Raw genomic sequence first — 23718 nt, forward strand, 5'->3', positions numbered from 1 at the left:
GATCGGCGCCGCGGTCGACCGCATAGCCCGCTGCCGCGCCGACCCCGGCGCCGATTAGCGTGCCGCCCAGCCGGTTGCCCCGCCCGGCGATCACATTGCCGGCGACCCCGCCGACCACCGCGCCGGCGACCGCGCCGCCTACGCCGTCGCTCCGCCGCGCCGGGCCGTGATCGTCATAGCCGGGATGATCATAGCCGCGGTCATAACCACGCTCGTCATAGCCGCCGCGATCGGCGGGGCTGGCATAGACCTGCTCGTCATCCGCGCCGTAATCACCATCGGCGACATCATATTGATCCCAGTCGAGCCCCTCGACCGTGTCGTAGATCGAGCCGCGCGAATCGATCAGCACCGCATCGTCATAATAGCGCAGCCAGTTATAGCCGTAAGGCGGCTGCGACAGGCCATAGCCCTGCCAGTCGCTGATGTAGAAGCGCGGGCTGATCCAGTAATTGGGCACCACCCAGCCGCGGTGCGGGCGACGATAGGCGTTCCAGCCGCCCGGCGCGTTGACCCCGCCCCACCAGTGGCCACCGATCTTGCTGCCCCAGCGCGGTCCATGCGGCCGACCGCCGGTGCCGGGCCGCACCGGTCCCGGCGCGATCACCGGCGGCCGCACCACGCCCATCCGCGGCGCCATCGGTGCGGTGCCGGGCATGGGATAACCGGCGCCCGGACCATGGGCGACGACCCGCTGCTGGGCCGCGGCACTCCCCGCGGAGACCAGGCCAAGCCCCGCACCGGCGATCATCGTCGTCGCCATCAAGATCCGTCCGGTGACCGCCAAGGTCCGCATCGTCATCTCCCTGTTGCCCGCGCACCGCCTCCGGGCATCACGGTTAACAAAATATTGACGACATGCTTACCATTCCGGCCGGAGAGTCGCCAGCTTGGCGAACGTCCCGATTCGGATCAGCCGGCGAGCCGTGCGCCGAGCAGCGCCACCAGTGCCTCGCAGCCGGCGGCATCCTCCGCATCGAACCGGGCCGGCACCGGGCTGTCGAGATCGAGCACGCCGAGCAGCACGCCATCGGCGACGATCGGCACCACGAGCTCGGAGCGGCTCGCCGCATCGCAGGCTATGTGCCCGGGAAACGCATGGACGTCGTCCACCAGCTGGGTGGTCCGGCTCGTCGCCGCCGTGCCGCACACGCCCTTGCCGAACGGGATGCGGATGCACGCCGCCTTGCCCTGGAACGGCCCGAGCACCAGCTCGTCGGCGACGTTGCGGTAGAAGCCTGCCCAGTTGAGGTCCGGCAGATATTGCCAGATCACCGCCGCGGCATTGGCCATGTTGGCGACCGGATCGGGCTCGCCTGCGGTCAGCGCGTCGACCGCGGCGAGCAGGTCGCGATAGAGCTCCGGCTTTGAGCCGACGGCGACATCAAACTGGTACACGTCAATTCCCCTGCAGAGGCTTCGCATGTGCGCAGGCCGGCGCTGCTGCACAAGGGCCGCCGATTACGCGCGGGCCAGTGACAAGTTGAGGAAGTTGACACTCACGCGCGAAACGATCGACCCCATCGTTTCGGTTCGCGATGACGCTCCCACTGTGACGACGTACACCGCTCGGCGGCTGTAGGACAGAAGGGAGGCAATCTCCTGCGCAGCCACAGCCACTTGCCTTCAACCGGCCGTGAAACCCCCTGTGTTCACCAGACCCTTCCCGCCCAGACCAGCTGATCCGGCCTGCTCGATAGCGCGACAGCGCCATGTCACTTTCGGGCATGATGGGCGGCCATCCTCCCGAAAAGGTCATCCGGTTACACGGCAGCATTACCGTTGCAAAAATGTGATGCCACATACATCACATTGAATTGTAACATTATATTTCCTTGCCTCTGCTGCCCTCAAGCAGTTTGTTGCACCGCACCACCCAGGCTTGGGGGCTACGAAGCAGAGGCCGAGTGACAATGAAGAAGACGAACAACAAGCTGGGCGCCCGCCTGGTTCTGCTGGGCAGTGCCGCAGCGATCATGGTGCCAGCCGCCGCGATGGCGCAGACCGATCCGCAGGCAGCGCCACCAGCAGCGACCGCGGCCGATGCAGCCCAGACAGACGCATCTTCCGTGCCGGTGGCAGCGACCGTGCAGGACGATACCATCATCGTCACCGGTTCGCGCATCAAGCGCACCGCCGCCGATCTCGATCAGCCCGCCGAAGTGCTCGGTGCCGCCGAGATCGCGCAGCGTGGCTATACCGATCTCGGTCGCGCGCTGCAGGAGCTTCCCGCCTTCGGCGTTCCCGCCAACAGCCAGATCGGCTCGCAAGGCTCGTTTAACGCCGGCGCCAGCTTCGCCAACCTATACAACCTCGGCGCGCAGCGCACGCTCAGCCTCGTCGACGGGCAGCGCTTCGTGTCGTCGGCGACCTCATCGATCTTCGGCGCGGTGTCGGGCAGTCCGGTCGACCTTAATTCGATCCCGACCACGCTGATCGACCGGGTCGAAACGCTGTCAGTGGGTGGCGCGCCCATCTACGGCTCCGACGCGATCGCGGGCACCGTCAACGTCATCCTGAAAAAGAACTACCAGGGCCTGCACCTCGACGCGCAGACCGGCATCTCCGAGAAGGGCGATGCCGGGGAGCAGCAGGTGTCGCTGCTCGCGGGCAAGAACTTCGCCGAAGGCCGTGGCAACATTACGTTGTCGGTCCAGTACAATCACCAAGACGGCCTGCCAACTTCGGCGCGCTACACTACGGGTGGCAGCTCGCCGTTCTTCGGTACATCGACGGGCGATTCGCCCTACGTCAATTCGTTGTACTATGGCGGCAAGCACTACAATGAGTTCACTAATACCGGCATGCCGCTGTTCGCGGACAGCTACCCGATCCTTGGCGGCCAACCTAACGCCTCGATTACCAACGCCGCCGGCCAGCCGCTCTACTTCAACAACGCTGGCCAACTCGCAGTGTTCAACACCGGCCAGGCAACCGGCAGCGCGATCTACGCCGCCGGCGGCGACGGCTTCGCGATTGGCGACTATGACAATTTGATCACCAGCAGCGATCGCGTCCAAGCGACATTGCTGACGCACTACGACTTCTCGGACCACGTCCGCTTTTCGGCCGAAGGCTGGTATGGCCGGACATCGGCAACCAATCTCAGCGCCCAGCCCTACTACAACACCTATCTGTTCAACGACGCCGGGCAGACCAACGGCGACCTCATCCTGAGCACCGCCAACCCCTATCTCAGCCATGCTGATCGGGCGACGATCATCAGCAACCTGGTCGCCAATGGCCAGGACCCAAGCACCTTTTACCTCGCTCGCGCCAACACCGATCTGTCGACCGGCAAGTTCACCACCACCAGCGAATTGTACCGCTTCGTCGGCGATCTCGCTGGCGACTTCAATGTCGGTAGCCACAATTTCACCTGGGATGTCAGCGGCACCTATGGCCACGTACGGTCGGTGACTAAGACGCGCGAGGTAGTGACGCAGAACCTTTATAACGCGCTTAACGCGGCGACCGACGCAGGCGGCAACATTGTCTGCGCGCCCGGCTATACCAATGCAACCATCGCGACGATCAGCAGCACCTGCGCCCCGCTCGACGTGTTCGGCGTCAACCAGGCGAGCCAGGCTGCGCTCGATTACATCACCGCCAACGCCCGCACCACGCAGGTTAACGAGCAATATGACATCATCGCCAGCCTCGGCGGCGAAATCGTCAAGCTGCCCGCAGGCGCTGCCAAATTCTCGCTGGGCTATGAGCACCGCTACGAAGGCGTGAACTTTGATCCGGGCGCCTTCTACTACGGCGAAGACAATGGCGACGGCACTCGTACACAATATGGGAATTCTATCCCGATCGATCCGGTGTCAGGTTCATATCACACCAACGAGGCGTTCGCGGAAGTCAGCGTGCCACTGGTGGCACCGACCATGAACGTGCCGCTGGTCTACAATTTGAGCCTCCAGGGCTCGGGCCGCTACGTCGATAACAGCATCGTCAGTAAGGGCTTCTGGACCTACAGCGGCGGCGGTGTCTATGCGCCGACCCGCGACATCAGCTTCCGCGGCAACTACACGCGGTCGTTCCGGTCACCGGCGATCACCGAGGCCTTTGCCCCCACCGGTCAGGTCTTCAATACGGCCAACGATCCGTGCGACGCCCGCTATTTGGATGCCGGCCCGAACCCGGCACGCCGGCAGGCCAATTGCGCCGCCGCCGGGCTGCCCGCCAACTTTACCTCGAACATCGTGGATTACACGGTACAGGGCACCACCGGGGGCAATCCCAACCTCCAGAACGAGGTCGCCAACAGCTGGACGGCAGGCGGTGTGCTGACGCCGCGCTGGCTGCCCGGCTTCACCGCCTCGGCCGACTACGTCAGCATCGACATCAAGAACGAGATTGCGACTCTCGGGCCGCAGGATCTGCTCAATGCCTGCTATGATTCGGACGATTTCCCGAACAACGCGTTCTGCGGCACCTTCACCCGTGGAGCGGATGGTCAAGTGACGTCGTATACCGGCGGCAACTACAACCTGGCGGTGGAAAAGTTCCGTGCGTTGCAGGCGACCGTTGATTATCGCTTTCCTCTCACTCGGCTCGGGCTGCCGGAAAGCGCCGGCATGCTTGATCTCGGCGTGAATTATCTTCACACTTTCAAGCACTTCTACCGGATCGGGAGCGGCGACCAGACCTACACCGTCGGCACCTCAACCGAGCCGGCCGATAATTTCACCGCCAATCTTAACTACTTCAACGGCGGCTTCAACTTCTTGTGGCAGACGCAATACTTCGGCCCGACCAAGATCACTGTCAACGCTCCAGATACCACCTACGAGTATCCGGAGGTTAAGCAGTATTTCATGTTCAACACCTCGGCCGGCTATGACATCGACAAGCGCTATCATGTGCGACTGGTGGTGGATAACGTCCTCAACAAGGGTGTACCGTTCCCCTATGATGTCAGCACGACGCGGTACTATAGCGCGATCATCGGGCGCTATTTCCACCTGAACTTCGGCGTGGACTTCTAAACGACGGTATCATGCCAGCAGCAAAAAGCCGGTCGGACCACGGTCCGGCCGGCTTTTTTCTTTTCCGCGCCTCGCGGTGCCGCGCGTTAACCGATATCTGCCTGGCTTAATCCCGCACCTTGCCCCGCCCCGCCTTCACCGCCGAGCGCCGCACCTTGCCGTCGACCCGCCGGGTCTGCGAGGCGCGGGTCGGCTTGGTCGGGCGGCGCTTCTTGGGGACGATCGTCGCCTCCTTGATCAACGCGAACAGCCGCTCGCGCACCTCCTGGCGGTTGAGCAATTGCGAGCGCGAGCCCTCGCTCCGCAGCACCAGCACGCCGTCGCGCGTCAGCCGCGAGCCGGCGAGGTCGGCAAGCCGGTGCTTCACCGCCATCGGCAGCCCCGGCGAGGCGCCGACGTCGAAGCGCAGGATCACCGCGCTGTCGGTGGTGTTGACGTGCTGGCCACCAGGACCGCCGGCGCGCGTGGTGGTCTCGATCAGCTCGCTGTCGTCGATCGCGATCGATCGGGTGATGGGGATGGCGACCATGCGCTCACGCTGCCGCGGGATCGACCTTCTGCGCCGAGGTCGGCGCCGCGCCATCGGGATCGGCGTCGACGAACACGCCGAACCGCTCGGGCGTCGGCGCGACCGCGACGATCGGTTCCTTGCCCTTGCGCGGCACCGTCAGCTCGCGCGCGTGGAGCAGCATGCCGGCAGGATCGGCCTGGCCATAGGTCGGGTCGCCGACCACCGCAACGCCGAGTCCGCTCGCGGCATGAACGCGGATCTGGTGGGTCCGGCCGGTCTCGGGCCGAAATTCAACGAGCGCGCGCCCGTCTTGGACATGGAGCAGTCGCCATGCGGTGCGCGCCGGCTTGCCGGCCGGATCGGGCACCATCCGCCAGCCCGTTTCGCGGCTGCTCACCTTGGCGAGCGCGAGATCGATCAGGCCGCCCTCGCCCACCGTGGCGCCCGCGGGCACGCCTTCCAGCACGGCGAGATATCGCTTCTGCACTAAGCCCTGTTCGAACGCCTGCTGGAAGCGGGCATGCGCCTTGGGGTTGCGCGACAGCAGCAGGCAGCCGCTGGTGTCGCGATCGAGCCGATGGACCGGATGCGGCCAGCGCTTGAAGCCGAATTTCAGCGAATCGAGATGATTCTCCAGGCTCAGCGAGCCATCGCGAGGGGGATCGACCGGAAGCCCGGAGGGCTTGTCGATCACCAGGGCCTCGCCATCGAGGTACAGTACATGGTCGCCGTGCATCCGCTGCCCTTGCCACTGCGCGCGCCCGCATGCCAGAGGCCGCGGCAATGCATCGCCCGCGTCCGTCGCCGATCGCCCGCGCCGTGGCCGCGCTGCTGATCATGGCCAGCCCTTCCCTCGCCCAGGCGCAGCTGTGCGCCGGCGCCTCGTCGATCATCTCGCGCGATGGTCGCGTATTCGGCCATCTGCCTTATGGCGACGCACCGTCGGACGAGCTGGTCGAGGCGCCGGCCGGCTTCGCGCTCAACAGCTGCAAGGTCCGCCGCGACCTGATCCCCGATCTGCAGCGGCTGCTCGCGGCCGCCCGCGGCGATCCGGCGGTAATGGGCCAGTTGCGCGGCCTGTCCTGCCACCGCTCGGTGATGCGCCAGGCGGGGGTGTTCTGCCGCGATCATCCTGCAGATGACACCGATCGTGCGATCTCGGTAGCACCACCGGGGCATAGCGAGCATTCCACCGGCTATGCGATCGACTTCGCGGTGCGGCCGATTCGCGACGGCTGCCGCGACGCCGAGGGCTGCATGGCGGCAACGCCGGCAGCGCGCTGGCTGGTGGCCAATGCGCCGCGCTACGGCTTCGAAATGAGCTTTCCCGGCGGTAACCGCCAGCAGGTGAAATGGGAGCCGTGGCATTGGCGCTGGGTCGGCACCAGCGCCAGCGCCCCCGGCGCCGCCCGCGCCCGCTTCGTCTTCGCCCGCGCCCGCGACCAGTTTCCCGCCGACCCCGCGGTGGACCCGGTGGTGATACTCACCCACGCACCACCGCCGCCGGTGTTCATCACCGTCCCGCCCTGGACGCCGCCAAAGAAGGTGCGCCGGCGCCGCTGAGCCCCACAGGTGATCCCAGCGGAAGCTCGAGTTTGGCGTTGTAGATCGAATTTCCGCTCGCCCCGTCGCACCAGTCAAACCGCCATCCCGGCGAAAGCTGGGCTCTCTCGCGGCAAGCGCTGAACAGGAGTTGCGGGAGACCTCAGCTTTCGCTGGGGCGACGGTCTGAGGCGGGATGCAATCGCCGCCAGTAAATGGGGGCGAACCACCGGCCGCCCCCATCGCTCCGCTTACTTCAGCTTGGCCGCCGTCTCGGCGATCCGCTGGCCCTGATAACGCGCAGCGGCGAGTTCTTCCTCGTGCGGCTGGCGGCTGCCGTCACCGTCGGCGATGGTGGTGGCGCCATAAGGCGAGCCGCCGCGGACTTCGTCGACACCCATCTGGCCCTTGAAGCCATAATCGAGCCCGACGATCGTCATGCCGTGATGCAGCAGATTGGTGATGATCGAGAACAATGTGGTCTCCTGCCCGCCATGCTGGCTGGCGGTGGCGGTAAAGGCGCCGCCGACCTTGCCGATCAGCTTGCCGCCGAACCACAAGCCGCCGGTGGTGTCCCAGAAGCTCGCCATCTGGCTCGGCATGCGGCCGAAGCGGGTCGGCGCGCCGACGATTATGGCATCATAGTCGGCGAGCGCATCGGGGCTCTCGATCAGCGGGTGGGCGGTGTCGGTCTTGAAATGCGCGGCAGCGACCACCTCGGCCGGCGCGGTCTCGGCGACGCGACGGATGTCGACCTCGGCCCCGGCGGCGCGGGCGCCCTCGGCGACGGCATCGGCCATCTGCTCGATATGGCCGTAGGACGAATAATAAAGCACCAGAACCTTGGTCATCGGATCAATCCTGTTTGGGCGTGGAACAAATAATGGCGTTGGCGGCACCGGAAGGAACTGCCCCGGTGCCGCCAACGATGGAAGACGCGGTTACGCTGCGTCCACCAGCACGATTTCCGTATCGGTCAGCGCGGTGATCGTCACCGTGCGACCGCCGGACAGCGCCGCGCCGTCGCGCGCCTCGAAACGGACCGGAACGCCTTGCTCGTCGGCGATCTCGATGCTGCCGGTGGCGGGCACCAGATAGACGTGACGACCATCGCCGATGGTGTGGGTCGCGGTGTCGCCGGCGCGCAAGGTTGCCGCCATCACCCGTGCCTCGGCGCGGATCGGCAACGCATCGCCATCATCGGCAAAGCCGCTCGCCAGCGTCACGAACGATCCGGAGCGCTCGCCCTTGGGGAAGGGCTTGGCGCCCCAGCTCGGCGCGCCGCCCTTGCGGGTCGGCTCGATCCAGATCTGGAAGATCGTCGTCGTCTCGTCCTCGAGATTGTATTCGGCATGGCGCACGCCGCTGCCGGCGCTCATCACCTGGACGTCGCCGGCCTCGGTGCGGCCCTTGTTGCCGAGCGAATCCTGGTGGGTGATCGCGCCGGTGCGGACATAGGTGATGATCTCCATGTCCGCATGCGGGTGCGGCGGGAAACCCGATTGCGCGCCGATCTCGTCGTCGTTCCAGACGCGGATCGCGCCCCAGCCCATCCGCTGCGGGTCATAGTAATTGGCGAAGGAGAAATGATGGCGCGCGTTGAGCCAGCCGTGGTTGGCATGGCCGAGCGTCGCAAAGGCGCGGCGGTCGATGGCAGCGTTGGTGTCGGCGTCGGTGCGGGGAGCAGTGTCTGTGGCGATCATGGGATGCCTCCTTTGTTGCCGCCAAGATAAGAGCTCGAATCGTCACGTAAACGGAAACGCTGGAAACCGATCGTTTCACGGGCTATGCACGGGCAGCGACGATCGACGGAGGATCCCAGCGCCATGCGACTACCTGATCTCGAAGCCTGGGCAATCTTCGCCGCGGTGGTGGAGCATCGCTCGTTCAGCGGCGCCGCCGAGGGCATCGGCCTCAGCAAGGCCACCGTGTCCAAGGCGATCACCCGGCTCGAGGCGCATCTCGGCCAGTCGCTGTTCCACCGCACCTCGCGCCGCCTCGCCCTCACCGAAGCCGGCAAGCCGCTCGCCGAGCATGCCGCGCGAATCCTCGCCGAGGCCTATGCCGCCGAGGAATCGGCGCGCGATGCGGCGAGCGCCCCCTCCGGACGGGTCCGGCTGGCGGCGCCGATGAGCTTCGGGGTCAGCAACGTCGCGCCATTGCTCGCCGACTTCCTGACCGCCCACCCGGGCATCGAGATCGACCTGCATTGCTCGGATGCCAAGGTCGACATCGTCGCCGAGGGCTTCGACGTCGCGCTGCGCATCGCCGACCTGCCCGACAGCTCGCTGCGCGCGCGCCGGCTATGCAGCATCGCCGCCCACACCGTCGCCGCCCCTGCTTATCTCGCGGCGCACGGCACGCCGACCCACCCCGGCCAGCTCGGCGACCATCGCCTGTTCGGCTATTCCAACGTCGCCGGCCCATGGCGCTTTCGCGGCCCCGGCGGCGCCGAGGTGTCGGTCAAGCCGCAGGGGCCGCTGGTGGCCAACAGCGGCGAGGCGATCGTCCCCGCGCTGCTCGCCGGCCTCGGCATCGCCCGCCTGCCGGGCTTCATCGTCGGCCCCTATCTGGCCGATGGCCGGCTGGTCGAGATCCTCACCGATTGGCCGCCGTCACCGATCGGCCTCCATCTCCTCACCCCGCCCAGCCCGCTGCGGCCGGCACGGGTCGAGGCGCTGATCACCTTCCTGTCGGAGCGGCTGCGCGAACCCTCGGCGCTCAGCCAGGCGAAGGCGGCGTGAGCCGGTCGCCGGACCCTTTGCCCCTCTACCGTATTGATACGGTCATGACCGTGTCCCCACCCGCATGAACCGCCTCGCCCCCGACGCCGATGATTCACGTTTCATCCGCCGGATCCTCTACATCCTGGTCATCGTCGCCGTTGCCGCGGCGCTGTTCCGCGCCGGCAACCTGCTGATCCTCGCCTTTGGATCGATGCTCGGCGCGATCGCGATCCACGCCATCGCCGATCTCTACCACGATCATTTGCGCGTGCCGGCCAAGCCCGCGCTCGGCCTCGGCATCGCTACCGCGCTCGGTGTCGTCGCCTTTCTGGTCTGGCTGTTCGGCGTCCAGTTCCGCGAGCAGGTCAACGTGCTCGTCACCCAATTGCCCGGGCTGCTCGACCAGCTCGCGCGCTACCTGTCGCAGTCTGCGGTCGGCGCCAAGATCGTCGACGCGGTGCAGCAGGCCTATGCCGGCTCCAAGGTCGCGCAGGACGTCGGCGGGCTGGTCGCGGGCGCCGGCGAGCTGCTCCTGAACTGCATCCTGCTCCTCGTCGGCGCGATCTTTTTCGCCGCCGATCCAGGCATCTACCAGCGCGGCTTCCTGTTCCTCATTCCGCCGGCCAAGCGCCCCGCGATCGAGGATGCCTTGTTCGACGTCGGCTCGACGCTGCGACTGTGGCTGCGCTCGTCGCTGATCCTGATGACCAGCATGGGCGTGCTGATCGGGCTCGGCCTGTGGGCCGCGGGCGTGCCCTCGGCCGCCGCGCTCGGCCTGCTCGCGGGCCTCAGCGAGTTCATCCCCTATATCGGCCCCACCGCGGCGATGATCCCAGCGCTGGGCCTCGCCGCGACTCAGGGCACCGGCTCGCTGATCGGTGCGCTCGTCACCTATGCCTTGGTGCGGCTGGTCCAGACCAACTTCATCACGCCCTATGTGCAGAATCGGGTGATATCGATCCCGCCCGCGATCACCGTGTTCGCGATCCTCGGCATCGGCGTGATCTTCGGCATCTTCGGTCTGTTCTTCTCGGCGGCGTTGCTGGTGGTGATCTTCACCCTGGTGCGCAGTCTCTATCTGCGTGAAGTTCTTGGCGAAGACATTCCCCGCGCGCGCCACCAGACTCTGCTCGGCCCCGATCTCATTCCGCGTGACTCCCCTGATTCCGGCGATTAAATCGGAATTAACCTTTTGCCTTCAGATGTTCTTTGGTTAATGAATCAGGGCCGGCCGTGAGCAGGGGTGCTCCACGGGCTCGCCAACAGGGGACGACGCAATGCGGGTGCTGCTGATCGAGGACGAGCCGACGACGGCCAAGGCCATCGAGCTGATGCTCGGGACCGAGGGGTTCAACGTCTATACCACCGATTTGGGCGAAGAGGGCTTGGACCTCGGCAAGCTCTACGATTACGATATCATCCTGCTCGATCTCAACCTGCCGGACATGCATGGTTACGACGTGCTCAAGAAATTGCGCGTCGCCCGGGTCTCCACCCCGGTGCTGATCCTCTCGGGCATCAACGAGATGGACAGCAAGGTCCGCAGCTTCGGCTTCGGCGCCGACGATTACGTCACCAAGCCGTTCCACCGCGAGGAGCTGATCGCGCGCATCCACGCCGTGGTGCGCCGCTCGAAGGGCCATTCGCAGTCGGTGATCCGCACCGGCAAGCTCGCGGTCAATCTCGATGCCAAGACCGTCGAGGTCGATGGCAGCCGGGTGCATCTGACCGGCAAGGAATATGCGATGCTCGAGCTGCTCTCGTTGCGCAAGAGCACCACGCTGACCAAGGAAATGTTCCTCAACCACCTGTATGGCGGGATGGACGAGCCCGAGCTCAAGATCATCGACGTGTTCATCTGCAAGTTGCGCAAGAAGCTCAGCCTCGCCTGCGATGGCGAGAATTACATCGAGACCGTCTGGGGCCGCGGCTATGTGCTGCGCGAGCCCGAAGAGGTGGTCCAGGTCGCCTGATCCTGCCGATACGGCAGCGACAAGGCCGCGGCGTCGGGGGGCGCCGCGGCCTTTTTCGCGCGCGTCACACGCCACTTCCTTCTCGTCATGCTGAACTTTTTCAGCATCCATGGCCTACGCTTTCCGCGAGTCTGCGGCGCGCGATGATGATGGGTGCTGAAACGAGTTCAGCATGACAGCGAAGGTTGGCAACCAAGCCGCCCGATCAACGTCCCGTCACCCTGAACGTGGTTCAGGGTCCATCCGCCCGTCGCGCGCCGCAAGCGTGACCTACCGGCTGAGTCCGTGATCCAGCGCCAGATCACGCCATTGCGGATTGCTGGCCTCGATGAGGTTGATCTTCCACGCGCGGTGCCAGCGCTTGAGCTGCTTCTCGCGCAAAATCGCCGGCTCCATCGCGCCGAAGAATTCGACATGCACCAGCCGATGAACACCATAGCGGCGGGTGAACCCGTTGATCACGCCGACGCGATGCTACCACCAGCGGCCGATCGGCTGGCTGGTCACGCCGATGTAGATCGTGCCGCTCTTGTGGTTGGCAAGGATGTAGACGGCGGGAGTCTTCTCCATCGGGCAGCCCCATGGCGAGTTCAGGCCATGGATCCTGAAACAAGTTCAGGATGACGGCAAGCGCTGGCGCACACCACCGGGCATCCCACCTCTTCGTCACCCTGAACTCGTTTCAGAGCCCATGGCCGACCCCATCCGCCTGCGCGCCGGCCGTCGTGCGGAACGACGCCCTCCCTACTTCCGCTCCCAGACCTTGGTTCCGCCGATCCACGTCTCCTGCACCTTCGTCGCCCGCAGTTCGGTGGCGCTCGCGAGCAGCGGATCGCGATCGACGATGATGAAGTCGGCAAGCTGCCCGGGGGCGAGCCGGCCGAACTTGTCCTCGGCGAACTCGGCATAGGCCGCGCCCACGGTATAGGCCCACCAGGCCTGCTCGCGCGTCACGGCTTCTTCCGGCCGCCAGCCGCCGAACGGCTGCCCCTCGGCATCCTGGCGGGTGAACGCCGCCGCCCAGCCCGCCCAGGGATCGGGCTTTTCCACCGGATAGTCCGAGCCGAAGGCGAGCGTCGCGCCGTTGCGCAGCATCGAGGCCCAGGCATAGGCGCCGGCAAGCCGCTGCGGGCCGAGCCGCGCCTCCGCCATCGTCCGGTCGCTGGTCTGATGGGTCGGCTGCATCGAGGCGATCACGCCGTTCTTGCCAAACCGCGGCAGATCGACCGGATCGACGATCTGGGCATGCTCGATCCGCCAGCGGCGATCGCCCTTGTAGGTCTGCGCCATCTCGTCGATCGCATCGAGCGCCTCGGCGTTGGCGCGATCGCCGATCGCATGCACCGCGACCTGATAGCCGTCCATCGCCGCGCGGCTCATCAGGTTGCGGATCACGTCATCGGACATGAACCCCGCCCCCGACTGCCCCGGCGCATCGGCATAAGGCGCCTTCAGCCACGCCCCGCGCGAGCCGAGCGCGCCATCGGCATAGAGCTTGACCCCGCCGAGCTTCAGCTTGTCGCCATAGAGCCACGGCGTCGGCCCGGTGCCGCCGATCTGCACCGCCGTCTCGACGCCCAGGCCATAGCTCATGATCCGCACCCTCAGCGCGCCGAGGTCGCCGATCCGCCGATAGGTCAGCCAATCGTCGAGGCTGGTGCCCATATCGGCGGTGGCGGTGATGCCATAGCTCATCAACATGGCCTGCGCCTTGATGAAGGCGGCGTTGCGATCCTTGCCGAGCGGCTGCGGCACTAGTTTGCCGACCAGCGCCTGCGCGGCGTCCACGAACACGCCCGCGGGCTGGCCGCCGGCGCCCTTCTCGATCCGTCCGCCGGCCGGCGCCACGCTCTTGGCGGTCACCCCCGCGGCCTTCAGCGCGGCGGTGTTGCCCCAGCTCGCATGGCCGTCGGCGCGCGCCAGCCACACCGGGCGGTCGGGCACCGCGGCGTCGAGCTCGGCGGCGGTCGGGAAACGGCCCAGGCCCCAGACCTCCTGATTCCAGCCGCCGCCGAGAATCCACGATCGCTCGGGATTGGCCTTGGCATAGGCCGCGATCTTCGCCTGCGCCTCGGCAAGCGTGCGGGTGTCCGACAGGTCGAGCTCGAGCGCGCGGAAGCCGAGTTCCATGATGTGGCCGTGCGCGTCGATCATCCCGGGCAGCAGCGTCCGCCCCTTCATGTCGGCGCGCCAGTCGAGCTTGTCGGGCCGCTTGTCCTTGGCGGCGAGCAGCCGGGTGACATGGCCGTCGGGCGACAGCAGCATCGCCTGGAAGCGGATTACCTTGCCGTCCTTGTCCAGCGTCATGCCGTTGACGTTGTCGATCAGCGCGTCCGCCGCGGCGGGCAACGGCGCGAGACCGAGCAGCAGCGCTGCCGCGGCGGCGGCGGCACGTCCGGTGAAGAGGGGGAAGCCTGCCGCAATGACGGGTTTAGCGGGAGCGATCGGTGACGATGATGCCATGGTGCCGCGCATAAGCGGTGTTCCCCCACCACGCCAGATGGTCTAGCGCCGGGGGATGGCTACCCACCCAGCGCCCACGCCGTTCGTGTCGCCCGTGTCGATCGACGATATCCACGCCGCCCATGCGCGGATCCGCGACGCCATTGTGCGCACGCCGACGCTGATCAGCCGCACCTTCAGCGAGATGACCGGCGCCAAGGTCTATCTCAAGTTCGAGAACCTCCAGTTCACCGCGGCTTATAAGGAGCGCGGCGCGCTCAACACGCTGCTCCAGCTCTCGCCAGAGGCGCGCGCCAAGGGCGTCATCGCCGCCTCGGCCGGCAATCATGCCCAGGGCCTCGCCTATCATGCCCATCGGCTCGGCATCCCGGCAACGATCGTGATGCCGCGCAACACCCCCACGGTGAAGGTGATCCAGACCGAGGGTCACCACGCCAAGGTGGTGCTGGAAGGCGACACTTTTGACGCCGCCTACGCCCACGCCCGCGTGCTCGAGGGCGAATGCGGCTACACCTTCGTCCACCCGTTCGACGATCCCCGCGTGATCGCCGGCCAGGGCACCGCAGCGGTGGAGATGCTCGAGGACGTGCCGGGGCTCGACACCTTTCTGGTGCCGATCGGCGGCGGCGGGCTGATCTCGGGCACTGCCACCGTGACGCGCGCGGCCGGTCATCCGATCGAGGTCGTCGGCGTCGAGGCGGAGCTGTTCCCCTCGATGTACAACCGTATCCGCGGCACCAACATGCCCTGCGCCGGCGACACGCTGGCCGAGGGCATCGCGGTCAAGGAGCCGGGCGGAATCACCTCGCGGATGGTCGCCGAGCTGGTCGACGACATCGTCCTGGTCGGCGAGCGCGCGCTGGAGGAAGCGGTCAGCCTGCTGCTCCAGATCGAGAAGACCGTGGTCGAGGGCGCCGGTGCCGCGGGCCTCGCCGCGCTGCTCGCCTATCCCGAGCGCTTCAAGGGCCGCACCGTCGGCATCATCCTGTGCGGCGGCAACATCGATACCCGGCTGCTCGCCAACGTGCTGCTGCGCGATCTCGCCCGCTCGGGCCGCCTTGCCCGCCTGCGGGTGCGGCTACAGGACCAGCCCGGCGCCCTGTTCAACGTCGCGCGGATCTTCGACCAGGAGCGGGTCAACATCATCGAGGTGTATCACCAGCGCATCTTCACCAGCCTGCCCGCCAAAGGGCTGATCACCGACATCGAATGCGAGGCGCGCGATCGCGATCATCTCAACCGGCTGATCGCGGCGTTGCGCGAGGCGGGCTACGAGACCAGCATGGTCGAACAGGCCTGAGGCGCCAGACAAGATCCTGAGAAGATTGGTCTAAAACAAAACGGGGGCCGCAACCCGTGGTTGCGACCCCCGTCTCGTGACAAGACCGAAAGCTTAGTTGCTGTCGGAATCGTCGCTCTGCGTGGCAGCAACCACGCCGATGGCAACCACACCGGCCGCGATCAGGCCGGCGAGCAGCACGCCGCCGCCAGCAGCCTTGTTCTTGCCGGTGGTCGGGGTGCCGGCGCGGACGCTCTTCGACACCGACAGCGAAGCCGCCGGGTTGCTGGGAGCGGCAAACGCCGGTGCCGCTGCGATCGGCGAGGCGGCCATGGCGAGGGCGGCCAGCGAGCCGCTCAGCGTCTTCATCTTCATACTCATACTCCCAATAGTTGGTCGTTCACTCGTCGCGCCTAACGCGAAGTCGGTACTATTGTTCCACGGCGCGACATTAGCAACGTCCCTGTACCGAAATGGGTGCAAAACAACTGTGGTAGCCCCGGGTTAACCCACTTTCATGGTAAAGCGCCTTTTCAGAATCGGTGCGGTATCACATATAGATGCTTCACGCCGCCTGTGCGGCCCACCTGCATCATGAGGTTTCACCGGCGGTGACTGCGCCTTTCCGTTTCCCGCGCTTTTTCGTCACCAGTCCAGCACCTTGCCCCTATTTGCCCGGGCGCCAGGAGCGGAAGGTGTTCACTGAGCTCAACGGTCCCAACGCCACCGAACTCAACGACGCGCTCGGCCGGATCGGCTTCCGCCGCAGCCAGGGCGTCGCCTATCGGCCGTCGTGCGCGGGCTGTGCCGCCTGCGTGTCGGTGCGGGTGGTGACGCGCGATTTCCAGCCCAATTCCACCCAGCGCAAGTTGCTCAAGCGCAACGCCGACCTCGAGGTCACCGCCTGCCGCCCCTGGGCGACCGACGAGCAGTTCCAGCTGCTGCGCGGCTATCTGTCGGCGCGCCACCCTGGCGGCGGCATGGCGGGGATGGACGAGGACGATTATGCCGACATGGTCGAGCACTCGCCGGTCAACTCGCTGATCATTGAATATCGCACGCCATCGGTAAACGGGGTGCGCGGCCGGCTGGTCGGCGCCTGCCTCACCGATCGTCAGGCCGATGGCCTGTCGATGATCTACAGCTTCTTCGCCGCCGACGACGATGACGGAGCCGAGCAGGGCGGCGCCCGGCCGGGGCTCGGCAACGTCATCATCATGGATCACATCACCCGCGCGCGCGATGCCGGGCTTGATTACGTCTATCTCGGCTATTGGGTGAAGGGCTCGGCGCGGATGGCGTACAAGACCCGCTACCGCCCGCTCGAGGTGCTCGGCCCCACCGGCTGGCGGCTGATCGAGGATGCGGACATCGTCCCTCCCGAGCCGACGATCCGCACCGTCAGCCTGCAACCCGGCTGACAGCCGCCGCGCCCCGGCGTCAGATCGGGTCGCCTTCCTCGCCGATGGTCGCGCCCTGCGAATCGACAACGGGCGCGACACGCCCGCGCGGCGCCACGGCCCCGACATGGATCCGCACGCCTGACGCCACGGTGATCCGCCGCGGTCCGACATGCACCGTCACCCCATCGGGAGCGTCTGGCACCTCGCTCGCCACGGCGGGCGTGACCGCAGCCACCAGCTGGCCGCGATGGACGGTGACGCCGCTGTCGTCGACACCGGCGGTTTGCATGCCCACGCCGGCGGCAAAGGCGCTCGGCGCAACCGGCTCGGTGCCGGCATAGGCCTGGCGGAACGACAGCGCGCGCTCCATCGCGCCGCGCCAGCGATAGAAGATATGCGAGCCGACCATGCCGATCCGCGCGAGGCTCGGCGCCCACCAAGGGTAGACCGCGCCGGTATGGTAGAAGGTCGCCGCGCCGATCGGCGCATAGACGCTGCCGGCGAGCGCCTGCTCGGCGACGCCCCGCGAGCGCAACCACGAGCGTTCGTCGCGCGCCGCGGCCATCGAGCCGTCGCAGGTAAAGCTGAACTGACAGCCGGTGCGCCGCGTCGACCCCTGGTAAACCACGCCGCACACGCTCTTGGGAAAGGCGCGGTCGCGGACACGGTTGAGCACCACCTGCGCCACCGCGCGCTGGCCGTCGATCGGCTCGGAGCGCGCCTCGTAATAGACCGCCGCGGTCAGGCAATCGACCGCGCGCGCGGCATCGTCGTCGCTGCGCGCCGCGGCGAGGAACGGCGGCGCCGCGGGCACGAACGCCGCGGCGGCATCGTCGGCCGGCGCCGGGGTCAGCGCCGCCGACAGCTCCGGCCGGTCGGGCACGTCGAGCGCAAGGTCGTGGAGCAATTGCTTGCCGGTCGCCGGTGCGCGCGGCGGCACCGCCTGGCTCACCCGCTCCGACGGTGCGCACGAGCTGGCGGCGAGCAGCGCCACGACGAGCGAGCCATGATAGATCATCGGGGGGCGAGGCTGTGTCATCCAGCCTCGACGCCTAAGGCGCTTGGGTTAGGACACGGTTAACCCGCCGCCGCGTCGCGACCGGTCGGGTTCAGCTACGCCTGCGACACCGACACGTCGACGTCGAGCTCCTCCTCGCCCTCGCCCAGCCGCGATCCCGCTACCGGCGCCGCGCCGGTCGCGTCGAGCGCCGCGGCGACGCGGACATATTCCTCCTCGGGCGAGCGCGCCGTCCAGGGATCGAAGCCGATCCAGCCGAGCCCGTCGACATGCGCCTCGGCCCAGCCGTGCGGCGTCGGCCGGTGGCTGCCGTCGACCAGGCTGTAGCCCGACACGTAGCGTGCCGGCACGCCGATGCTGCGCGCCGCCACTGCGAAGATATGGGCAAGGTCGCGCGACGTCACCGCCTCGCGCGCGAACGCCTCGCCCGCGCTCAGCCCCGCCTCGGGCCGCCGGCAATCACGGCCGAAGCGCTCGTGCAGCGCCTGCTTGATGCGGTGCAGCGACGCGATCGTGCGGTCGTCGTGGAGCCCGCGGGCAAATGCCGCAATCCCTTCGTCGGGGGTCGTCGCCGGGGTCGCGCGCAGGAACAGCGCCGGCGGCAACACCTCGGCGACACCGCGCACCACGCCGTCGGAATGGCTGGTCAGCACCTCGCCGCGCACCGCGATCTCCAGGCTGGTCACCGGCCCGTCGCAATAGAGCATCGTCACGGCATTGCCGAAACCGTCGCGACCGCGGCGCATGATCGCGTCGCAATCGACATCGATCCGCCACCGCGCCACCGTCTGGTCGTGGCTGTTCTCCGGCGTCATCCGCAGCATCTGGACGATTCGTACCTGCGGCGCGCTGAACCGGTAGACGGTGCGATGATCGATCGACAGGCGCATCAGCCGAACCTGAACTGGCGGCCGATCGCCTCGTGCAGCCGGCTGTTCTCGTCGATGAACGATTGCAGATATTGATGCAGCCCGCCGGCGATCACCTCGCCCGAGCGGGTCCGCGCCAACCGCGCCGCGCGCATCCGCGCCATCCGGTCCGCCTCGCCATGGCTGCCGGTGCGCTCGGCGAGCAGCCCGAGGATGTCGACCGCGGTCTCCGCCGAGGCGACCAGGCTGCGCGGCAGCTCGGGGCTGGCGATCAGCAGGTCGATGACGTTGGCGGGCGTGAGCCCGTCCGAATAGAGCCAGCGATAGGCGGTCACCGCCGACACCGTCTGCAGGATCGTGGTCCATTGATCGCGATCGACCACCCCGCCCACCACTTCGCCCGCCGGCAGCAGGATATGGTATTTGACGTCGACCAGCCGCGCGGTGTTGTCGGCGCGCTCCACCGCCTGGCCGAGGCGGATAAACCAGTGCGACTGGTTGCGCAGCATCTGGTGAACCGCGCCCTCGAAGCCGCGCGTCTCGTTCTTCACCGCTTCCACCAGCCCCAGCGCCTTGGCGGTATCGCCGACGCTGGTGCGCTTCTCGAACAACAGCCAGGCGCGGTTGATCGCGGTCCATGCCTCGCGGCTGAGCGCGGTGCGCACCGCGCGGGCGTTGTCACGCGCGCGATCGAGGCAGCGCGCCACCGATCCGGGGTGGCTGGTGTCATAGGTGAGGAAGCGGACCACGTCGGCCTGGGTCATCGCCCCGCCGTTCGCCGCGAACGCATCCTCGGTTTCGGTGACCGCCAGCGCCGACGACCAGGCGATCTCGCCCGCCGGGCGCGACGACATCACGTCGAGCCGCACCGTCGCCTCGATCAGCCGCGCGATGAAATCCGCGCGTTCGATGTAGCGGCCGAGCCAGTACAGCGACGACGCCGTGCGCGAGAGCATCATGCGTGGATGCCCCGCGCCTGCCCGCCGAGACCCTGTATCTGCCCGCCGGGGCCCTGCGACTGCGTCATCCCGCCCAGCGACTGGCTCTGCCCGGGGCCATCGGCCATCAGCACGAAGCTGTCCTTGGTGCCGCCGCCCTGGCTCGAATTGACCACCAGCGAGCCTTCCTTGAGCGCGACGCGGGTCAGCCCGCCCGGCACCACCTGGACGCCGTTGGAGCCGGTCAGCACGAACGGGCGGAAGTCGACATGGCGCGGGCTGAGGCCGCTGTCCGCGAGCGTCGGCACCGTCGACAGCGCCAGCGTCGGCTGGGCGATGTAGCGATGCGGCTCGGCGATCAGCGCGGCGCGGAAATCCTCGATCTCCTGTTTCGACGCGGTCGGCCCCACCAGCATGCCATAGCCGCCCGACCCATCGACCAGCTTGACGACCACGTCGCCGAGATTGTCGAGCACATAGCGCAGCGCCTGCGGTTCGCGGCACCGCCAGGTCTCGACATTGGGCAGCTTGGCCTCGCCGCCCGAATAGAAGCGGACGATCTCGGGCATGTAGCTGTAGATCGCCTTGTCGTCGGCGATGCCGTTGCCCGGCGCGTTGAGGATCGCGACATTACCCGCGGCATAGGCCGCGATCAGCCCGGGCACGCCGAGCATCGAATCGGCGCGAAACACCAGCGGATCGAGATAATCGTCGTCCACCCGGCGATAGATCACGTCCACCTTCACCCGGCCGGCGATGGTGCGCATCCACACCTGGTCGTCGTCGACCACCAGGTCCGCCGCCTCGACCAGCTCGATCCCCATCGAATCGGCAAGGAAGCTGTGCTCGTAATAGGCCGAATTGTAATGGCCGGGGGTCAGCACCACGCACACCGGGTTGGCGCCGGTGCCGCGCGGCGCCACCGAGCGCATTGTCGCCAGCAGCCGGTCGGGGTAGCTGTCGACCGGCTCGACGCGATATTCGCGGAACAGCTCGGGACACAGCCGCACCATCGCCTCGCGGTTTTCGAGCATGTAGCTGACGCCGGATGGCGTGCGGGCATTGTCCTCGAGCACGTAGAATTCGTCGGGCCCGGTGCGGACCAGGTCGATCCCGCAGATATGCGCCCAGATCCCGTGCGGCGGGCGCATGCCGGCAATCTCGGGGCGGAACTGCGGGTTGCCGAGGATCAGGTCGGCCGGCAGCACCCCTTCCTTGAGGATCCGGCGCTCGCCGTAGATGTCGTCGAGAAAGGCGTTGATCGCCTCCACCCGCTGCACCAGCCCTTCGGACAGGCGCGCCCATTCGTCGGCGAGGAACACCCGCGGCACGATGTCGAACGGGATGATCCGCTCGCTCGCCTCGTCGTCGCCATAGACGGCAAAGGTGATGCCGAGCTGGCGGAAGGTGGTCTCCGCCGTCTCCTGGCGACGCCGCAGGTCGTGATCCGGCGTCTCCTCCAGCCACCGGCCAAGGGCTGCAAGCGGGGGCCGAGGCGGCTGTTCGCCGGTCATGCCCATGATCTCATCGAAAGCCGGTCTGTTCCCCATCGAAGCCGTAAAGTCCTCCAGCTGCCCCTGGTTCCATGCTGCGCGGGTTCATCGGGACGCACAAGCGCTGAATGGTGCGCAGCAGCAGCAGCTTGGTGCGTTAATGGCACATTAGGCGGGTATCGACGCCGGCACCGCAATCATCCCCCGATGGGCCCAGCCCCGCGCGGCCGCGCCCAGCCCCAGATCGTCATCCCGGCGAACGCTGGGATCTCCTCGAGGCAGGCAGGACAAGCCGCAGACGACCCCAGCCTGCGCTGCGGTGACAATGCGCTGGGCGCCGACACACCGCTCACCCGCCCAGCTTCTCCAGCATCCCCGGGGTGAGCACCTGCGGCAGCACCTCGGGCTCGGCCGCGCCGGGGCGATAATAGAGATACAATGGCACGCCCGCGCGGTTGTGCGCCTGGATGAAGCGGCCGAGCACCGGATCGCCATTGGTCCAGTCGCCCACCAGCACCGCCACCTTCTTCGCCGCAAACGCCGAACGCACCCCCGCGGTCTCGATCGCCGCCTTCTCGTTGACCTTGCAGGTCAGGCACCAATCGGCGGTGAAATAGGCGAACACCGGCCGCCCCTGCTTGCGCAGCGCATCGAGCTTGGCCTCGCTGAACGCCGCGTCCGCGCCGGCGACCGCCGACGCCGCCGGGCCGGCCGCCACCGGCCGCAGCCGCGTCGTCACCCCGGCCGCGATCACCAGCACGATCCCGATCACCGGCACCAGCCCGAAGCTGAGGCCGCGATGCTGGCGCCCACCTGCGACCCACAGCAGCAGGCCGAGTATCATCGCGAGGAGGAGCGCGAAGATCACCCCGTCGACGCCGGCCTGCCGGCCGAGCACCCAGAAGAGCGCCAGCGCCGTCAGCCACATCGGCACGCTGAGGATCCGCCGCAGCCGCTCCATCCACGCGCCGGGCCGCGGCAGCCGGGAGCGCAGCGCCGGCACGAAGCCGATCAGCAGAAACGGCAGCGCCAGCCCGATGCCGAGCCCGGCGAACACCGCCATCGCCGCCGGCCACGGCAGCACCAGCGCCGCGCCGAGCGCCGCGCCCATGAACGGACCCGAGCAGGGCGTCGCCACGAACGCCGCCAGCGCACCGGTCATGAACGCGCCGCCGGTGCCGCCGCGCCCGGCGAAGCGTGGCATCGGCACCTCGAACAGGCCGGCAAGGTTGAACGCGATGGCGACGCTGAGCAGCAGCAGCACCACGATCGATCGGCTGTCCTGCAGCTGGAACGCCCAGCCCGCGCTCGAGCCGCCGGCGCGCAGCGCCAGGATCACGACGCCGAGGCCCAGGCAGACCATCACCACGCCGCCGGTATAGGCGAGCGCCTCGCCCCGCGCCTCGCGCGGCCCGGCATTGGCGCGCGCCAGGCTCAGCGCCTTGAGGCTGAGGATCGGGAACACGCAGGGCATGACGTTGAGGATCAGCCCGCCGAGCAGCGCACCGGCAAACGCCACCAGCGCCGACCAGGCCCAGCCGTCGCCGGTCGACGCCATGCTGCCGGATGCAGCCGCCGCGCCCGGCGTCGCGCGGACGGTGAGCCCCAGCGTCGGCCCGATCCGCAGCACGCCCTCGATCGCGCCAGCGGGCTTGCCCTTGGTCGCGATCATCAGCCGGTCGCCGTCGCGGGTCACGGTCTGTGGCGCGGCATAGTCGAGCGCATGCTCGGTGACCGCGAAGAAATAGGCGTCCTTGACGCTGGCCGAGGCGGGCAGCGGCACCGCCAGCGTTACCGCGCCATCCTTGGCCTGATAGGTCGCTGCCGCGTCGAGCGGCTTGGGGATCGCCGCGCGCCAGCCGTCGAACGCCGGGCCGGCGGTGGCGGCGCCGTCGCCCACCGTCAGCGCCAGCGACAACGTCTGGTCCTCGGGCACGCACAGCGAGCTGGTGCAGACCAGATAGCTGATGTGCAGCTTGACCGGCAGCGCCGTGCCTGCCGCGAGCCCTGCCGGCACATTGAGCGTCACCAGCGGCGCATAAGGCCGCTCGTAGACATAGTTCATCAGCCCGGCGATCAGCAGCGTCGTCGGCACCGGCCATTGCGGCGCGCTCGCGGTGGCGCCCTTGGGGAGGGTCCAGTCGAGCTTGGCCGGGAAGCCGGCGTCGCCCGGGTTGCGCCAATAGCCGTGCCAGCCCGCCTCGGGCCGGGTGTCGATCGCCAGCATCACCGTCTGGCCGGCGCGCGGATGATCGCTTTCCGTCACCAGCCGCATCGCCAGGTGCGGCGTGCCCATTGGCCCGAACGCGTCGGCCGCGGCGGGCGGCACCCCGATCATCACCGCCACCAGGGCGAGCGAGAATGTCATCAGAGCGCCATACAGCGCGCGCATTGCGAACGTCATCGCCGCGGAGCATAGCCGCGACGCCCCGTCATTGCACCCCAGGGAAGTCCATGAAAACGTTGATCGCCGCCGTTCTGCTCGCTTCAGCCGCCGCGGCGCCGATCG

General features: G+C 67.6%; 20 protein-coding genes and 1 pseudogene. 7 read left to right on the forward strand and 14 right to left on the reverse strand.

Going from position 1 to position 23718, the window contains the following annotated elements; genetic code table 11:
* The coding region (locus OXR60_RS18270; protein WP_267397419.1) for an RcnB family protein at positions 1-796 on the reverse strand (796 nt) is incomplete at its 3' end.
* Between the two features lie 116 nt (positions 797-912).
* Positions 913-1398 (reverse strand): GAF domain-containing protein, encoded by a 486-nt coding sequence (locus OXR60_RS18275; protein ID WP_267397420.1) that lies wholly within the window; start codon positions 1396-1398, stop codon positions 913-915.
* A 515-nt stretch (positions 1399-1913) separates the two neighbouring features.
* Here OXR60_RS18275 and OXR60_RS18280 point away from each other — a divergent pair.
* A complete protein-coding gene (locus tag OXR60_RS18280; RefSeq protein WP_267397421.1) occupies positions 1914-4994 on the forward strand; it encodes a TonB-dependent receptor in 3081 nt (1026 codons plus the stop codon).
* Positions 4995-5100: 106 nt separating this feature from the next.
* On the opposite strand, the gene arfB is transcribed toward OXR60_RS18280, so the two are convergent.
* On the reverse strand, positions 5101-5523 hold the full coding sequence (gene arfB, locus OXR60_RS18285; RefSeq protein ID WP_267397422.1) for an alternative ribosome rescue aminoacyl-tRNA hydrolase ArfB: 423 nt from the start codon (positions 5521-5523) through the stop codon (positions 5101-5103).
* Positions 5524-5527: 4 nt separating this feature from the next.
* Positions 5528-6241, reverse strand: coding sequence for an RNA pseudouridine synthase (locus OXR60_RS18290; RefSeq protein WP_267397423.1), 714 nt, complete (start codon positions 6239-6241; stop codon positions 5528-5530).
* 83 nt (positions 6242-6324) lie between these two features.
* Between OXR60_RS18290 and OXR60_RS18295 the strand changes: the two genes are divergently transcribed.
* Entirely contained in the window at positions 6325-7068 is a 744-nt protein-coding gene (locus tag OXR60_RS18295) for a M15 family metallopeptidase (RefSeq protein ID WP_267397424.1), read from the forward strand.
* 230 nt (positions 7069-7298) lie between these two features.
* Here the strand turns inward: OXR60_RS18295 and wrbA are convergent, their stop codons facing one another.
* Both wrbA and OXR60_RS18305 read right to left on the reverse strand, forming a co-directional pair.
* Complete coding sequence (gene wrbA, locus OXR60_RS18300; RefSeq protein WP_267397425.1) at positions 7299-7898, reverse strand: NAD(P)H:quinone oxidoreductase; 600 nt, start codon at positions 7896-7898, stop codon at positions 7299-7301.
* 90 nt (positions 7899-7988) lie between these two features.
* Positions 7989-8750: a pirin family protein gene (locus OXR60_RS18305; RefSeq protein ID WP_267397426.1), complete on the reverse strand. Its 762-nt coding sequence runs from the start codon at positions 8748-8750 to the stop codon at positions 7989-7991.
* A gap of 123 nt (positions 8751-8873) precedes the next feature.
* Between OXR60_RS18305 and OXR60_RS18310 the strand changes: the two genes are divergently transcribed.
* From OXR60_RS18310 to OXR60_RS18320, 3 genes are all read left to right on the forward strand, one after another.
* Positions 8874-9791 carry a LysR family transcriptional regulator gene (locus OXR60_RS18310; RefSeq protein ID WP_267397427.1) on the forward strand — a complete coding sequence of 306 codons (918 nt, stop codon included), beginning with the start codon at positions 8874-8876 and terminating at the stop codon, positions 9789-9791.
* 64 nt (positions 9792-9855) lie between these two features.
* On the forward strand, positions 9856-10950 hold the full coding sequence (locus tag OXR60_RS18315; protein ID WP_267397428.1) for an AI-2E family transporter: 1095 nt from the start codon (positions 9856-9858) through the stop codon (positions 10948-10950).
* Between the two features lie 100 nt (positions 10951-11050).
* Positions 11051-11746 (forward strand): response regulator transcription factor, encoded by a 696-nt coding sequence (locus tag OXR60_RS18320; protein ID WP_267397429.1) that lies wholly within the window; start codon positions 11051-11053, stop codon positions 11744-11746.
* 270 nt (positions 11747-12016) lie between these two features.
* On the opposite strand, the pseudogene OXR60_RS18325 reads toward OXR60_RS18320, so the two are convergent.
* Both OXR60_RS18325 and OXR60_RS18330 read right to left on the reverse strand, forming a co-directional pair.
* Positions 12017-12329 (reverse strand): annotated as a pseudogene (locus OXR60_RS18325) (GIY-YIG nuclease family protein).
* A gap of 161 nt (positions 12330-12490) precedes the next feature.
* Complete coding sequence (locus OXR60_RS18330; protein WP_267397430.1) at positions 12491-14209, reverse strand: amidohydrolase; 1719 nt, start codon at positions 14207-14209, stop codon at positions 12491-12493.
* Positions 14210-14264: 55 nt separating this feature from the next.
* On the opposite strand from OXR60_RS18330, the gene OXR60_RS18335 reads away from it, so the two are divergent.
* Positions 14265-15509 carry a threonine ammonia-lyase gene (locus tag OXR60_RS18335; RefSeq protein ID WP_267397431.1) on the forward strand — a complete coding sequence of 415 codons (1245 nt, stop codon included), beginning with the start codon at positions 14265-14267 and terminating at the stop codon, positions 15507-15509.
* 93 nt (positions 15510-15602) lie between these two features.
* Here the strand turns inward: OXR60_RS18335 and OXR60_RS18340 are convergent, their stop codons facing one another.
* Positions 15603-15857 (reverse strand): hypothetical protein, encoded by a 255-nt coding sequence (locus OXR60_RS18340; protein ID WP_267397437.1) that lies wholly within the window; start codon positions 15855-15857, stop codon positions 15603-15605.
* Between the two features lie 242 nt (positions 15858-16099).
* Between OXR60_RS18340 and OXR60_RS18345 the strand changes: the two genes are divergently transcribed.
* A complete protein-coding gene (locus OXR60_RS18345; RefSeq protein ID WP_267397432.1) occupies positions 16100-16909 on the forward strand; it encodes an arginyltransferase in 810 nt (269 codons plus the stop codon).
* 19 nt (positions 16910-16928) lie between these two features.
* Here OXR60_RS18345 and OXR60_RS18350 read toward each other — a convergent pair whose 3' ends face one another.
* From OXR60_RS18350 to OXR60_RS18370, 5 genes are all read right to left on the reverse strand, one after another.
* The gene (locus OXR60_RS18350) at positions 16929-17930 is read right to left on the reverse strand and encodes a cell wall hydrolase (RefSeq protein ID WP_267397433.1); all 1002 of its coding nucleotides are present in this window, start codon (positions 17928-17930) and stop codon (positions 16929-16931) included.
* Positions 17931-18004: 74 nt separating this feature from the next.
* Positions 18005-18799, reverse strand: coding sequence for a transglutaminase family protein (locus OXR60_RS18355; protein ID WP_267397434.1), 795 nt, complete (start codon positions 18797-18799; stop codon positions 18005-18007).
* Positions 18799-19734, reverse strand: a complete 936-nt coding sequence (locus tag OXR60_RS18360; RefSeq protein WP_267397438.1) for an alpha-E domain-containing protein — start codon at positions 19732-19734, stop codon at positions 18799-18801. Before OXR60_RS18360 ends, OXR60_RS18355 begins: the two co-directional genes overlap by 1 nt.
* Positions 19734-21266 (reverse strand): circularly permuted type 2 ATP-grasp protein, encoded by a 1533-nt coding sequence (locus OXR60_RS18365; RefSeq protein WP_267397435.1) that lies wholly within the window; start codon positions 21264-21266, stop codon positions 19734-19736. Before OXR60_RS18365 ends, OXR60_RS18360 begins: the two co-directional genes overlap by 1 nt.
* A 292-nt stretch (positions 21267-21558) precedes the next feature.
* The gene (locus OXR60_RS18370) at positions 21559-23613 is read right to left on the reverse strand and encodes a protein-disulfide reductase DsbD domain-containing protein (RefSeq protein WP_267397436.1); all 2055 of its coding nucleotides are present in this window, start codon (positions 23611-23613) and stop codon (positions 21559-21561) included.
* Positions 23614-23718 lie beyond the last annotated feature (105 nt).

Source organism: Sphingomonas sp. GC_Shp_5 (genome assembly GCF_026540855.1).
Classification (GTDB): domain Bacteria; phylum Pseudomonadota; class Alphaproteobacteria; order Sphingomonadales; family Sphingomonadaceae; genus Sphingomonas.

Bases quoted from the DNA above. Each gene is read 5' to 3' on its own strand.
- OXR60_RS18280 (WP_267397421.1), top strand. From the start codon at position 1,914: ATGAAGAAGACGAACAACAAGCTGGGCGCCCGCCTGGTTCTGCTGGGC.
- arfB (WP_267397422.1), bottom strand. From the start codon at position 5,523: ATGGTCGCCATCCCCATCACCCGATCGATCGCGATCGACGACAGCGAG.
- OXR60_RS18290 (WP_267397423.1), bottom strand. From the start codon at position 6,241: ATGCACGGCGACCATGTACTGTACCTCGATGGCGAGGCCCTGGTGATC.
- wrbA (WP_267397425.1), bottom strand. From the start codon at position 7,898: ATGACCAAGGTTCTGGTGCTTTATTATTCGTCCTACGGCCATATCGAG.
- OXR60_RS18305 (WP_267397426.1), bottom strand. From the start codon at position 8,750: ATGATCGCCACAGACACTGCTCCCCGCACCGACGCCGACACCAACGCT.
- OXR60_RS18310 (WP_267397427.1), top strand. From the start codon at position 8,874: ATGCGACTACCTGATCTCGAAGCCTGGGCAATCTTCGCCGCGGTGGTG.
- OXR60_RS18315 (WP_267397428.1), top strand. From the start codon at position 9,856: ATGAACCGCCTCGCCCCCGACGCCGATGATTCACGTTTCATCCGCCGG.
- OXR60_RS18320 (WP_267397429.1), top strand. From the start codon at position 11,051: ATGCGGGTGCTGCTGATCGAGGACGAGCCGACGACGGCCAAGGCCATC.
- OXR60_RS18330 (WP_267397430.1), bottom strand. From the start codon at position 14,209: ATGGCATCATCGTCACCGATCGCTCCCGCTAAACCCGTCATTGCGGCA.
- OXR60_RS18335 (WP_267397431.1), top strand. From the start codon at position 14,265: ATGGCTACCCACCCAGCGCCCACGCCGTTCGTGTCGCCCGTGTCGATC.
- OXR60_RS18340 (WP_267397437.1), bottom strand. From the start codon at position 15,857: ATGAAGACGCTGAGCGGCTCGCTGGCCGCCCTCGCCATGGCCGCCTCG.
- OXR60_RS18350 (WP_267397433.1), bottom strand. From the start codon at position 17,930: ATGACACAGCCTCGCCCCCCGATGATCTATCATGGCTCGCTCGTCGTG.
- OXR60_RS18355 (WP_267397434.1), bottom strand. From the start codon at position 18,799: ATGCGCCTGTCGATCGATCATCGCACCGTCTACCGGTTCAGCGCGCCG.
- OXR60_RS18360 (WP_267397438.1), bottom strand. From the start codon at position 19,734: ATGCTCTCGCGCACGGCGTCGTCGCTGTACTGGCTCGGCCGCTACATC.
- OXR60_RS18365 (WP_267397435.1), bottom strand. From the start codon at position 21,266: ATGGGGAACAGACCGGCTTTCGATGAGATCATGGGCATGACCGGCGAA.
- OXR60_RS18370 (WP_267397436.1), bottom strand. From the start codon at position 23,613: ATGACGTTCGCAATGCGCGCGCTGTATGGCGCTCTGATGACATTCTCG.